11 protein-coding genes and 1 tRNA gene are annotated in these 12,147 nt (G+C 73.9%); 6 read left to right on the top strand and 6 right to left on the bottom strand.

Annotated elements, in window-relative coordinates:
• Positions 1-58: 58 nt before the first annotated feature.
• The gene (locus RV983_RS03190) at positions 59-1,291 is read right to left on the bottom strand and encodes an MFS transporter (protein ID WP_475984221.1); all 1,233 of its coding nucleotides are present in this window, start codon (positions 1,289-1,291) and stop codon (positions 59-61) included.
• Between the two features lie 763 nt (positions 1,292-2,054).
• Between RV983_RS03190 and RV983_RS03185 the strand changes: the two genes are divergently transcribed.
• Positions 2,055-2,360 carry a hypothetical protein gene (locus tag RV983_RS03185; RefSeq protein WP_475984220.1) on the top strand — a complete coding sequence of 102 codons (306 nt, stop codon included), beginning with the start codon at positions 2,055-2,057 and terminating at the stop codon, positions 2,358-2,360.
• Positions 2,361-2,421: 61 nt separating this feature from the next.
• On the opposite strand, the gene RV983_RS03180 is transcribed toward RV983_RS03185, so the two are convergent.
• Positions 2,422-2,889 carry a winged helix-turn-helix transcriptional regulator gene (locus RV983_RS03180; RefSeq protein WP_475984219.1) on the bottom strand — a complete coding sequence of 156 codons (468 nt, stop codon included), beginning with the start codon at positions 2,887-2,889 and terminating at the stop codon, positions 2,422-2,424.
• Between the two features lie 90 nt (positions 2,890-2,979).
• On the opposite strand from RV983_RS03180, the gene RV983_RS03175 reads away from it, so the two are divergent.
• Both RV983_RS03175 and RV983_RS03170 read left to right on the top strand, forming a co-directional pair.
• A complete protein-coding gene (locus RV983_RS03175; protein ID WP_475984218.1) occupies positions 2,980-3,474 on the top strand; it encodes a PaaI family thioesterase in 495 nt (164 codons plus the stop codon).
• A 47-nt stretch (positions 3,475-3,521) separates the two neighbouring features.
• Complete coding sequence (locus tag RV983_RS03170; protein WP_475984217.1) at positions 3,522-4,010, top strand: hypothetical protein; 489 nt, start codon at positions 3,522-3,524, stop codon at positions 4,008-4,010.
• A gap of 85 nt (positions 4,011-4,095) precedes the next feature.
• Here RV983_RS03170 and RV983_RS03165 read toward each other — a convergent pair whose 3' ends face one another.
• A complete protein-coding gene (locus RV983_RS03165) occupies positions 4,096-5,763 on the bottom strand; it encodes a phosphodiester glycosidase family protein (protein ID WP_475984216.1) in 1,668 nt (555 codons plus the stop codon).
• A gap of 192 nt (positions 5,764-5,955) precedes the next feature.
• Here RV983_RS03165 and RV983_RS03160 point away from each other — a divergent pair, with 192 nt between their 5' ends.
• Both RV983_RS03160 and RV983_RS03155 read left to right on the top strand, forming a co-directional pair.
• Entirely contained in the window at positions 5,956-6,153 is a 198-nt protein-coding gene (locus RV983_RS03160; RefSeq protein ID WP_475984215.1) for a hypothetical protein, read from the top strand.
• A gap of 408 nt (positions 6,154-6,561) precedes the next feature.
• Positions 6,562-7,110, top strand: coding sequence for a hypothetical protein (locus tag RV983_RS03155; protein WP_475984214.1), 549 nt, complete (start codon positions 6,562-6,564; stop codon positions 7,108-7,110).
• A 563-nt stretch (positions 7,111-7,673) separates the two neighbouring features.
• Here RV983_RS03155 and selD read toward each other — a convergent pair.
• On the bottom strand, positions 7,674-8,702 hold the full coding sequence (selD, locus tag RV983_RS03150; protein ID WP_475984213.1) for a selenide, water dikinase SelD: 1,029 nt from the start codon (positions 8,700-8,702) through the stop codon (positions 7,674-7,676).
• Between the two features lie 122 nt (positions 8,703-8,824).
• On the opposite strand from selD, the gene RV983_RS03145 reads away from it, so the two are divergent.
• Positions 8,825-8,917 (top strand) — tRNA-Sec (locus RV983_RS03145).
• 23 nt (positions 8,918-8,940) lie between these two features.
• Here the strand turns inward: RV983_RS03145 and RV983_RS03140 are convergent.
• Positions 8,941-10,743, bottom strand: a complete 1,803-nt coding sequence (locus RV983_RS03140) for a SelB domain-containing protein (protein WP_475984212.1) — start codon at positions 10,741-10,743, stop codon at positions 8,941-8,943.
• A gap of 2 nt (positions 10,744-10,745) precedes the next feature.
• Positions 10,746-12,083: an L-seryl-tRNA(Sec) selenium transferase gene (selA, locus tag RV983_RS03135; protein WP_475984211.1), complete on the bottom strand. Its 1,338-nt coding sequence runs from the start codon at positions 12,081-12,083 to the stop codon at positions 10,746-10,748.
• Positions 12,084-12,147 lie beyond the last annotated feature (64 nt).

The raw sequence follows: 12,147 nt of genomic DNA, 5'->3' as shown, positions 1-12,147 counted from the left end.
CGGGCGCGCCCCCACCGCGGTCCGGCGGGGGCACGCCGCGTGCGGCGGCTCCGGTGCGTCAGCCCGCGGCGCGCGGCCGCGGCCGCCGGAGTTCGGTGACCCAGTAGGCCAGCGCGAGGAGTGGCAGGACGGCACCGAACGCGCTCACGGCTGTCCAGCCGGCCGCGTGGTAGGCGAGGGAGCCGAGCTGGGACCCCAGGGCGCCGCCGGTGAAGAAGATCGCGATGTAGGCGCTGTTGAGCCGGGCCCGTGCGCCGGCGTCGAGCTGGTACACGGTGTGCTGGCCCAGGATCATCGTCGTCTGCACAGCCATGTCGATCAGGACCGCGGCCAGGGCGAGCAGGACGATGTGATGCCCGCCGAAGCCCGCCACGGCGAAGCCCGCCGCGGCCGCACCGAACGCCGCAGCCGTCATGGGGCGCGCCAGTCCGCGGTCGGCCCAGCGCCCGGCCAGCGGGGCCACGGCGGCACCGGCGGCCCCGACGAGCGCGAAGAGGGCCACGCCGATGGGGGAGTAGTGGAACCGGGGCCCGGTCAGCACGAACGAGACGGTGGTCCAGAAGGCGCTGAACCCACCGAACATCGCCGCCTGGTACAGGCCCCGGCGCCGCAGCGCGGGGTGCGTGCGCACCAGCCGCGCCGTCGACCGCAGTACCTGGCCGTACGGCAGGGAGATCGTGGGCGAGTGCTGCGGCAGGGCCCTGTGCAGGGCCACGGCGAGCAGGGCCATCAGGACGGCCGAGCCCAGGTAGACGTAGCGCCAGCCGGCGACGTCGGAGACCAGGCTGCTGATGGTGCGCGACAGCAGAATGCCGGTGAGCAGCCCGCTCATGACGCGGCCGACGACCCGGCCCCGCGCGTGGTCGGGCGCCAGGCTCGCGGCGAACGGGACGAGGATCTGCGCGACCACCGACGTGGCGCCGCTCACCAGGGACGCCAGCAGCAGCACGGGGAAACTCGTCGCCACGCCGGCCACGGCGAGTGCCACCGTGGTGACGGTCAGCAGCACGGTGATGAGCCGGCGCTTCTCCAGCCGGTCGCCCAGCGGTACCAGGAACAGCATGCCGATCACGTAGCCGACCTGGGTGAGCGTGATCAGCGCTCCGGCGGCGGTGGTGCCGAGGTGGAAGACCTGGCTGAGCGAGGACAGCAGCGGCTGGGCGTAATAGAGGTTGGCGACCGTCATACCGGTGGCGACGGCGAGGAGCGCGACCAGCCGGCCCGGAACACCGTGTGCGTCCTTGCCGGGTGCGGATCGGCGTAGGGCCTTCTGAGCGGTTGCTGCGAACACGGGTGCTGTCTCTCCTCGAACGGGAACCGCGGCGCGCGGTCCGATGGGGGCTCTCGTCCGGGCGGGGCCGTTCGCCGGCATCCGCCCTTCCAGGTGGTCCAGCGTCGGGGGGCCACTGGCGCTTCCCATGTCGTGGAGATGAATGATGATGTCAGTTATCTCGAATAAAGATGTCTGTGCCTCCCCGGCACCGGCCGCCGCAGCCGTGGGGCGCGACACGTGAGGGTTCACGCTTCGGGACGGGCGTCCGCGGCTTTGTGAATCGCGATCCTGGTTGCGTCACGTCATGTCGTCATGTCATCACGTTCCGTCACGTATTGGCTGCCCACAACGGGGGAGTTCGGGGCGCGGCCCGGCCGTCGAGGTGCCGGGACGGAGGGCCAACTCACCGCAGAATGGGCGGACTTGATGGGTAGCTGAACCGCGTGCCCGGCGGTGCGGCGCACGGGGCACCTTTATGGACATCGTTCACGCACGGTAAGTGATCAACTTGCCACGCAGAGTGGCGAATGTGGCGAGAGCCCAGTCCTCAGGCCTCACTTTGCCCCCTCCTGCCTATCTTTTGACTCTGGGACCCCCTCGTGGCACGGTCATATCTGGGCGTTTTTAGTGGCTTTGGCCACATAGGTCACGTCTGTAACGGCGGGACCACGTCTCCGGACGAAGCGCCCACGTCGTACCGGTGCACCACGTAAGCGCCGGTGCGGCAGCGGTCGCCCCACGCGGACCGCGATCCGACGTTCCCGTCTCGAAGGGGAATCCAATGCGCGCGAACATCACTGCTCGTCGAGTCGCCGCGGCCGCCCTGGCGGCACCGCTTCTCGCACTCGCCGGCGCCGGCGCTGCCAGCGCCGCCACCCCGCAGGTCGCCCATGCCTCCGTGACGTCCGCCCACTTCGGTGGCGGCGGCTGGGGTGGCGGCTGGGGTGGCGGCTGGGGCCGCGGCTGGGGCGGCTACGGCGGTTACCGTGGCTTCGGCGGCTACGGAGGTTATGGCGGCTATGGCGGCTACGGCGGCTATGGGGGTTACGGCGGCTTCGGCGGCTTCGGTGGCTACGGCTTCCGGTGATCGCTGAGCAGCACGCGGCCCGTGCCCGGACCTGCCAGGTCCGGGCACGGGCAGCCCCGTGTCAGGTGGCGGCGCGGGCCGACGCCCCCGGGCGCGTGGCCGCCTGGCGGGGCGTCAGTGGTCCGTCGCCGTCCGTGCAGACGACGACGGTCTCCACCGGTGCGCCGCACTCGCGGTGCACCACCTCCAGGGGCGGCCCGTCGGGATCCGCGGTGTAGCGGTCGCCCCATTGTTTGAGGGCGATCATCGCGGGCCACAGGTCCCAGCCCTTGCGGGTGAGCCGGTACTCGTGCCGGGTGCGGCTGCCCGGCTCGCGGTACGGGACCGTGTCGAGGATCCCGGCGGCGACGAGCTTGCGCAGCCGGTCCGCGAGCACCGCCTCGGACAGTCCCATGTGCCGGCGGATGTCGTCGAAGCGGCGTACGCCGTTCATCGCCTCGCGCAGCACCAGCAGCGACCATTTCTCGCCGATCAGGTCGAGGGTGCGTTGCACCGTGCAGTTCTCGGTGCTGGTCTCCAGCCAGGTCATGCCTGCCATCGTAAGCTGGCTTCGTCATTGACAGCCAGATGTGCGACCCTCTAACTTCGGATGTCGAAGTCAGCTGGAGAGAGGGCGGCCATGATCCGGTCACGTACGTTCGAGTGGAAGGACCCGAGCGTCTCCGCGGCCGCCGTCGGGCAGCGCAGCGGATTGGACTTCCTCCACGACATCGTGGCCGGGCGTCTGCCCGCCCCGCCCATCGCCGCGACACTCGGATTCACGCTGGAGCAGGCCGAGTTCGGCGGTGCCGTCTTCACCATGGAACCGGGGGAGGAGCACTACAACCCCATCGGCAGCGTCCACGGCGGCGTGTACGCCACGCTCCTGGACTCGGCCGCCGGCTGCGCCGTGCAGTCCGTCCTCCCGGCCGGCATGGGGTACACCTCGCTGGACCTGAGCCTGAAGTTCCTGCGTCCGATGAACGTGGACACCGGCAAGGTGCGTGCCGTCGGCAGCGTCCTCAACCAGGGCCGCCGCACCGCCCTCGCCCAGGCCGAACTGTTCGACGCCCGGGACCGGTTGCTCGCCCATGCGACGAGCAGTTGCATGCTCTTCCCGCTCGAGCCGCGCTGACGGAAAGGGCTGCGTCCGCTCCGTCCGCGCGTGGCACAATGCGGGCCGTGCGAGGGGACACGTGGAGAGCGCTGCCGAGGATTCCGTGCGCCGTTGCGTTGGCCTGCCTGCTCGTCGACCTGGGCGTCGCGTGGTTCCTCGGCTCCCAACTGCTCGCGGCCGAACGGATCGACGGGTCCCCGGTACGGGTGCGGGGTGCGGTGGAACGCATCACGACGGGCAAGGGCCGCGAGGTTCGGGTCGGCTACGAGGCCGCCGGACGTCATTTCTCCGATGACTGGCTGCCCAGCGCGGCGATGTCCGCGGACCTCGCCGTGGGCGACTCCCTGTGCCTGGAAGCCGCCGCGCGTCACCCCGGCACGGTGCGGCTCTGCGGTCAGCGCTACCCGGCGGGCGACGACGCGCCGGCCACGGCGATCCTCGCGATGGTCGCCGCCACCGCCGGTACGTTGTGCGCCGCCGGGTTCGCCGTCTCCGGACTCCGCGCCGGCCGGCAGGCGGGCCGGCCGGAGCCTCTCGCGGCGGCGTCCCGGTAAGCCCGCGCCTTCCCGCCCCTCCGCGCCGGGAGCACGCGAAGGGGCGGCGTCCTCACGGACACCGCCCCCTGGGGACCCGTGCGGGTCAGTGCCGGCCCGTCTCCGGGAGCACCTGGATCGTGTCGCCGACCGCGCGCTCACCCGTCGCGTCGGAGGGGACGTTGACGAGGGCGCCCTTGACCGTCATGGCCGAGGAGCCCCCGCCGTCGAGGTTGAGGGCCTGGACCGCGCCGAGCGACCGCATGAAGCGGGCGGCCTCGCCGAGCGTGAAGCCCTCGCTGACGCCGGGCCGGCGTCCGTCCACGGTGACGAGGAGCAGACGCCCGTGCCGGTCGATGCCCGCGAGGGTACGGGGCTGGCGGACGTTGGACCAGGCGAAGCCGAAGGACAGGTCGAGGGGGTCGAGGGTGCCCTCGGTGGTGGCGTCGATGTGGACGCGGCCGTTCTGGAGCAGAGTCGGCGCCGCGCTGACGATGCTGTCGTCGGGGCCGAGCCGGACCTGCCGCCCGGAGGAGTCCCGGACGACCTCGCTCAGCGACAGTCGCCCGCCGGGGTGCGCGTGACCGTTCAGCCAGGCCGCCGCCGCGCCGGTGCCCTGGAGGACGGAGCCGTCCGTCGGCGCCGCACCGCCGCGCTCACCCGCGGAGACGACGACCCCCCGCTTGTCCAGGACCACTTGGGTGCCCGCGCCCGTGGGAAGCGCGGCCTGGAAGGCCGGGGTGAACTTCACCAGGTCGTCCGCCAGCGTGCAGGTGGTGTCGTGCCGAGGCTGCTGGGTGGGAACGGCGCCGGGACGCCCGCAGTTGCGGATCTTGCCCGGGACGCGGTTGATGCCCTGCACCGCGTACGAGGCGCTGCCGGACCGCACCGTCACGGTGGTGGACAGGTCGGCGATGCGCGGCCGCCGGCCCCCGTCGCCGAGGATCAGCGCCGCGCGCGAACCGACGGCCATGGACTCCAGCTCGCCGTGCACGGCGGACAGGCCGGCCATCGTGCCCTGGACGCCGTCGGCGTCAGAGGTGATGAAGAAGCCGCCGTTGACGCCGATCAGCGAACCGAGCCGGGTGGCCACCGTGGAGGTCTTCTCCCGGTCGGCCGTGTTGCCGCCGTCGCTCACCGCGATCGTCCCGCGCACGCGCCTCGGGTCGAGAACGGCGACGTGGATGCGCTCCCCGTCGGCCGCCTGCCGGCCGTCGTAGCCGGTCCACTCGACGGCGGTGCGCAGACCGGCGCCCGTCACCGCGGAGTTGGCGGTGGCCGCCGCGGCCTGCGTGGCGAACCGGCCGACCCTGACCTGCCAGCCCATCGTGCCGCGCGGGGTGTCGGTGTAGTCGTCCCACACGACGCGCTCCAGCCGGGGCTCGAGACCGGCGTCCCGCAGGCGCGCGGCGGTGGTGTCGGCCCAGGTGCGGTCCCCGAGCGGGGCCCACGCGGCGGCGCCGGTCAGGCGGTTGACGGCGGGCGCCTGCACGGTGACCGTCCACACCCCGGCGGCGTCGGCGTCCTGGAGGACCCCGCTGCGCACCTGGATGCCGGGGGCCACGCTCTGCGTCGTCCACACGATCCCGTGCGCGGCGGACGTGGCGGTGGACACGGTGGACGTGACGGACGCTGCGGATGCGGTCGGCGAGGCCCCCGCCGTCGCGGGCGGGACCAGGGCCACCAGGGTGAGGGCGGCGCCCAGGCCGACCCCTGTCCAGGCACCGTGCCGTACCCGGCTTCCGCGGCGTGTCTTCTCGGCTGTGACGGACATGCCTCTCCTGACGAACGGTCCTCCGCGGTGCCGGTCCTCCGGGCACCGCGATCGAACGCCATCACAGCCCCGCGCGGAGACGTGCACATCAACCGCCAAGGGCTCGCGGGAGAAACCTCGGTGACAAGCACAGGTCGGCCGGCCGGCGCCCGCCGTATGGTGACGGCACATCAGGTGCCCAGGTGAACTGCCATGACGGGCCCGGGCCGCCGCTGGGCCATGGTTTCTGGCCACCCGGTCCGCAAGGGCGGTCCCACGATGCGCCCGCCCGCCCGCCCGCCCGTCGTCGTCCGGGCGATCTTCTTCCGGCGCACCTTCCGGGACCGGTCCCGGGTCGCGGTGACCGCGCGCGGCATTCTGCCGCGCGTGTTCATTTGTGGGCGGCATTGATCCCTTGGAGCGCGTATGTGAACGACATCGCCCAACAAAAAGAGAGGAAGCGGGTCAGCCGGGTCGAGGCAGGCCGTCGCATTGCGACGCGCCAGGACGGCGGAACGGCCGGAGCCCGGTGCCGCCGCACGTTGGTGCGGGCGGCCCACCTGCGATGTCGGCCTCCTGGCGCACCGCGCGGAGCCCTTGCGAGATGCGTCACATCGGGCGGATGGTAACGATTTCTCGGGCAAGGGATCCGGGACGATCTGTTGTGATCACCTCACAGTTCGGCGTACTAATCTGTCATCCGGCGTGCGGGTGTTCATCCGTTGTGGCTTTTACCTGCCACGACGGATATCAGGAACGCCGGAACGTGCCATATTGGAAGCTGCCGGCCGGTCGAGGACGAGAGGACACCTGGACTCAATGACGCACACCCCCCGGGACATTGAGGCCACGGCAGAAGCCCTCAGGGACGAGGCGGAGCGGCTCCAGGCCCAGAAGCAGGGGCTCGAGCGTGAGTTGGCGGCCGTCGCGGCGCATCTGTGCTCCGTACACAAGGCACTGGACGCCCTCCGGAAGCTCATGCCGTCGGCCGTCCCCGACGCGGCCACGATCGGGCGCCCCAGGACCGCCGACTCGTGGCCCCTCGTGGGCCGGTACCCCGACCTCACGCCCGTGACCGCGTCCGAGGCGGTCCCGGTGGCACCGGACACGGAGCCCGTGGAGCCCGGCCCGGAGAGCGACGACGCCCACGCTTTCGCACAACCGGGCTACGGCAGGCTCACCGAGCAGATCCTGGAGTACCTGGCCACCACCGACGGCGCCGAGGTCCGCGCCCGCGACGTCGCCGCCGCCCTGGGCCGGGACGCCAACGCGGGCAGCATCAACGCCGTGCGCAGCACCCTCGACCGGCTGGTCGGCGCGTCCCGCGCCCAGCGCGCCGGCCGTGGCCTCTACCGCGCCGCGACCTGACGGTCCCGCGCGCCCGTTCCGGAGCCACCGGCCGGCTGCCGCGCCGGCAGGCAAGGCGCCCCGTACCGCTCACCCGATGCGCGGTGAAATCGTTCGTGCCGTTGTCCCCCTGCCGCAGCCGTCCGGTGCGGTTGCCGGATCACCGCATGCCCGCGGTCCTTCGGGTGGAGAAACACACCGCCGAGCGCCATGGCTGTGGATCGATCTTACAACGTGGTCCCGGCGGGCCGGGTTCCGTGGCCCTTGGGTCACGTCCGCGCAGAACTCTCGGGTCCGCGTGCTTCTCGCGCGTTGAACAGGGGTTTGCGAAGACCCTCCGATGCGTTGAGGGTGTCGCCGCCCCGGCCCCGGCGTTGCTGGCAACGCCTCCGTCAGCCGCACACGGTGTGCAGAACGAGTGAAGGTGTGAGCCTCGCGTTCCATGGCCCGAGTGCGAGGGGAAGCGTGTACAGGGTTCGACCTTGTCCCGCCCGCGGTGGTGAACCGGTCGGCCGGAGGCACCGAGGGCGCGCGGCCGGAGCCGCGGCGCCCGACAGCGTTTCCCGTCGCGCCCGCCGCCCGCGTCAGCGGACGACCAGCCGGGCAGGACCCGCGGGCACCAGTTCGCCGACGACCGGCGCCCCCGGCACCTCGCCGGCGACCAGGAGCCCGCCGGAGGTCTGCGCGTCGGCGAGGAGGAGCCGGGTGAGCTCGTCGGTGCCGCCGAAGTCGGTGTGGGGCGCGACCCAGTCGAGGTTGCGGCGCGTGCCGCCGCTGATGTGGCCCGCGCGGGCGGCGTCCCACGCGCCGTCGAGGAAGGGCACGGCGGAGGCGTCGAGCATCGCCGTCACGCCGGAGGCGCGCGCCAGTTTGTACAGGTGCCCGAGGAGGCCAAAACCGGTGACGTCGGTCGCGCAGACCGCGCCCGCCGCCAACGCGGCCTCCGATGCCGCCCGGTTGAGTGTCGCCATGGTCTCCACGGCCTGCGGGAAGACCTCGCCGGTCGTCTTGTGGCGGTTGTTGAGCACGCCCAGGCCCAACGGCTTGGTGAGCGACAGCGGCATCCCGGGCCGCCCGGCGTCGTTGCGCAGCAGGCGGGAAGGGTCGGCGGTACCGGTCACCGCCATGCCGTACTTGGGCTCCGGGTCGTCGACGCTGTGGCCGCCCGCCACGAAGCAGCCCGCCTGCGTGGCGACGTCCAGGCCGCCACGGAGCACTTCCCGGGCCAGCTCGAAGGGCAGCACCTCACGGGGCCAGCAGAGCAGGTTGACGGCGACAAGGGGCGTGCCGCCCATGGCGTAGACGTCGGACAGCGCGTTGGCGGCGGCGATGCGGCCCCAGTCGTAGGGGTCGTCGACGACGGGCGTGAAGAAGTCCGCGGTGGCGACCACGGCATGCGAACCGGATCCGCCCGGCAGCCGGACGACGGCGGCGTCGTCGCCGCTGTCGAGCCCGACGAGCAGCCCGGCCGCGGTGCCGTTCGTCCCTGCCCCGGAGGTCAGCCCGGCCACGATCTCCTCCAGCTCGCCGGGAGGGATCTTGCAGGCGCAGCCGCCGCCGTGGGCGTACTGCGTCAGTCGCACGCTGTCCTGGCGGACGTCGGTTCCCGTCATCGGTGCGTCGTTCCTTTCGCGGGAGGGGGCGCCGTGTGGCGCGTTGACAGGCCCATGGGCCGCGGGTTCGATGGGCGCGTGGCCGGAACGGCGCCGTGGTGACGGTGCTGACAGCCCGGCAGGGAGACGTAAAGGCGCCTGGTGGCCCTCCCGGTCTTCAAAACCGAGGTGTCCGAGCAACTCGGGCAGGCGGGTTCGATTCCCGTCCGTCTCCGCCGGTGCGTCGCCCCAGGACGGCTCACCCCGCATCGGGGCCGCCCGGTTCCTCCGGCGGGCCCGCCGCGGGGCAGCGGCGGAGCGCTCCGTCCAGCCGCAGGGTGCGGCCGTGCCGGTCGAGGTACTCCAGCAGCGGGATGGCGACCCGCCGGGTGGTGTCGAGGGCGCGGCGTGCCTCGCTCGCGGTGAACGGCTGTTCCAGCCGCGCCAGGACGTCCGCCGCCCGCTCGTCCGCGCTCGGCAGGAGCACGATGCCCTCCGCGATCCGCAGCAGCGCCCCCGCGGCCTCGGCGGCCGCGAGCAGCTTCGGGGTCAGCCCGAGGTGCGCCAGCCGGTCGGCCTCGGGGGCGCGGAACGGCGTACGCGCCAGGTCGGCGCGCACCGCGTCCACGGCGGCCGCCACCGGGGGCGGGAGCGCGGGGCGGCCCCGGCTGCCGTAGAGCCGCCCGTCGCGGTGACGCAGCCCGGGCCCGGCCGTCAGCAGCGCCTCGACCAGAGCGCGGTCCGGCAGACCCAGCGCCTGACGTGCCGCCTCCAGAGGCAGGCCCGGCTCCAAGGGGTGACGTTCGGCGTGGTCGTCGACGGCCCGGCACAACCGCACCCGCAGGTCCGCCCAGTGGGCCGGGTCCGCCAGCCAGTCCCCGGCCACGGGGCCGGCCGGCGGGAGCACCCCCATGGCGAGCAGCTCCGGGCGGCGCACCAGGCCGCGGCGGCGCAGCTCCGCCGCCCCGTCGGCGGGCCCGGACGCCGCCCGCAGGTCCGCATCCCGGGCCGCCGCCGCCCCCCGGCGGGTCAGGCGCGGCGGACGCACGTCGAGGACGGTGATTCCCGCGGCCACGCGATGCCGCCCGGGATCGCGCAGCAGCGCGATGTCGGCGACGCGCAGCGGCAGGGGCGCGGCCAGCCGCAGGCGGGCCGTGTCCGCGCCCAGCGGACGGACCGTCACCGGGACCGCCGCCGAACCCGCGTGCAGCGTGAGCTCGCGGGGCAGGTCCCCGGCGGCGTCGCCGCGCAGCCGCACGTCCACCTGATCGGTCGTCAGCCAGCGGTCGGGGGTGAGCAGCGCGTCACCGCGGCGCAGGTCACCGGAGCCGGGACCGGTCACGTCGACCGCGACCCGCGCGACCGCCCCGACCTGCTCCCGAGGCTCCTTGAGGGACTCGAGGCCGCGCACCCGTACGGGGCGTCCGTCGCGCGCGCGGCGGAGGTGGTCGCCGACCGCGACGGTGCCCGCTCCGAGAGTGCCGGTGACCACGGTGCCGCGGCCCCGCACCGTGAACGCCCGGTCGATCCACAGCCGGACGTCGGCGGCGCGATCGGGGACGGGCAGGTCGTGAGCCAGGGCGGTCAGGGCCGTCCGCAGCTCATCGAGCCCCTTGCCCGTCACGGGACTTGCGGCCACGCTCGGCACCTCGCCGAGCGAGGACTCCGCGATCCTGGCCAGGGCCTGCTTCCGTGCCGCACCGGGGTCGGCGAGGTCGCAGCGGGAGACGACGAGGACGCCGTGCCGCACTCCGAGGGCGTCCAGGACGGCCAGATGCTCCTCGGACTGCGGCTGCCACCCCTGGTCGGCGGCCACCACGAAGAGGACGGCGGGCACGGGCCCGACCCCGGCCAGCATGTTGCCCACCAGCCGTTCGTGGCCGGGTACGTCGACGAAGGCGATGTCCCCGGCGCCCGGCAGCCGCGTCCACACGAACCCCAGGTCCAGCGTCATGCCGCGCCGCCGCTCCTCCGCCCAGCGGTCGGGCTCCATCCCGGTCAGGGCCCGCAACAGCGCGGACTTGCCGTGGTCGACATGGCCCGCGGTGGCGACGACGTGCATCCTCAGGTCTCCCCGTCCAGCCGGGGCCCGGCACGCAGCACGACGGCCGCCAGCACCCCGTCCGCATCCTCCGGCAGTGCCCGCAGGTCCAGCAGGCACCTGCCGTCCTCGACGCGGGCCATCACGGCGGGGTCGGCCCGCCGCAGCCGGGCCGCGTAGGCGGCGGGCAGGGAGACGGCGGCGCTGGGCAGAGTGACACCCGGTGCCCCGCCGCCGCCGACCACCGCCTCCGTGCCGACCGCCCCGCAGTCGAAGCCCTGCGCGCGCAACTGCTCCGCCAGCCGTTCGGCGCGCTGCCGCAGCCGCGCGGGGTCGGCGTGCAGCGCCGTACGGGTCGGGGTGGCGGGCCCGCGGACCGTCGCCTCCAGCGCCGCGAGGGTCAGCTTGTCCACGCGCAGCGCGCGGGCCAGCGGGTGACGCGCCATCCGCTCGACCAGGTCGGCGCGGCCGAGCACCAGCCCGCACTGCGGCCCGCCGAGCAGTTTGTCGCCGCTCGCGGTGACGAGGGACGCGCCCGCGCGCAACCGGCTTGCCGCGTCGGGCTCCTCGGGCAGCACCGGCTCCGGGGCGAGGAGGCCGGAGCCGATGTCGGCCACCACGGGCACACCGAGCCGGGCCAGTTCCGCGACGGGGACCTCGCGCGTGAAGCCCGTGATGCGGAAGTTGGAGGGATGCACCTTGAGGACGAAGCCGGTGTCGGGCCCCACGGCCGCCGCGTAATCCGCAGGCGTGGTGCGGTTGGTGGTGCCGACCTCCCGCAGCCGGGCGCCGGTGGAGACGAGCAGGTCGGGCAGACGGAAGCCGTCGCCGATCTCCACGAGTTCGCCGCGGCTGACGACGATCTCCCGCCCCTGGGCGAGCGCGGTCGCGGCCAGCGCCAGCGCCGCCGCGCCGTTGTTGACCACGAGGGCGGCCTCCGCGTCCGGCACACACCGCACGAGGGCCTCCAGCGCGGACCGCCCCCGGCGGGAGCGTTCGCCGGTGGCCAGGTCCAGTTCCACGTCCGTGGTCCCGGCCGCGGCCATGACGGCCTCGCGGGCGGCGGCCGACAGCGGGGCCCGGCCGAGGTTGGTGTGCAGCAGCACCCCGGTGGCGTTGAGCACCGGCCGTAGTCCGGCCGCGGTGGCCGGCAGCGCGGCCACCGCGTGCTCGGCGACATCGGCGACCGGCACCTCGCCCGCCCGCGCCCGCTCCTGGACTCGGGCGACCACGTCCTTCACCAGGCCCCGTCCCAGCCGTTCCGCCGCCGCGGCGAGCCGGGGGTCCGCCAACAGCGTGTCGGTGCGCGGCAGTCGTCGCCGCACGTCGGGAGGCGCGGCGGAGGCGTGATCGCGGTCCATCTCGTGCACCTTCGTTCCGGTCCCCCTGAAACCCCGTCAGGCTACGGCGGCCGCGACACGGGGT

It is taken from the genome of Streptomyces sp. RLA123 (genome assembly GCF_056270165.1).
This window is presented reverse-complemented; position numbering and strand designations above follow the sequence as displayed.

Bases quoted from the DNA above. Each gene is read 5' to 3' on its own strand.
- RV983_RS03185 (WP_475984220.1), top strand. From the start codon at position 2,055: ATGCGCGCGAACATCACTGCTCGTCGAGTCGCCGCGGCCGCCCTGGCG.
- RV983_RS03175 (WP_475984218.1), top strand. From the start codon at position 2,980: ATGATCCGGTCACGTACGTTCGAGTGGAAGGACCCGAGCGTCTCCGCG.
- RV983_RS03155 (WP_475984214.1), top strand. From the start codon at position 6,562: ATGACGCACACCCCCCGGGACATTGAGGCCACGGCAGAAGCCCTCAGG.
- RV983_RS03165 (WP_475984216.1), bottom strand. From the start codon at position 5,763: ATGTCCGTCACAGCCGAGAAGACACGCCGCGGAAGCCGGGTACGGCAC.
- selA (WP_475984211.1), bottom strand. From the start codon at position 12,083: ATGGACCGCGATCACGCCTCCGCCGCGCCTCCCGACGTGCGGCGACGA.
- selD (WP_475984213.1), bottom strand. From the start codon at position 8,702: ATGACGGGAACCGACGTCCGCCAGGACAGCGTGCGACTGACGCAGTAC.
- RV983_RS03160 (WP_475984215.1), top strand. From the start codon at position 5,956: ATGACGGGCCCGGGCCGCCGCTGGGCCATGGTTTCTGGCCACCCGGTC.
- RV983_RS03180 (WP_475984219.1), bottom strand. From the start codon at position 2,889: ATGACCTGGCTGGAGACCAGCACCGAGAACTGCACGGTGCAACGCACC.
- RV983_RS03140 (WP_475984212.1), bottom strand. From the start codon at position 10,743: ATGCACGTCGTCGCCACCGCGGGCCATGTCGACCACGGCAAGTCCGCG.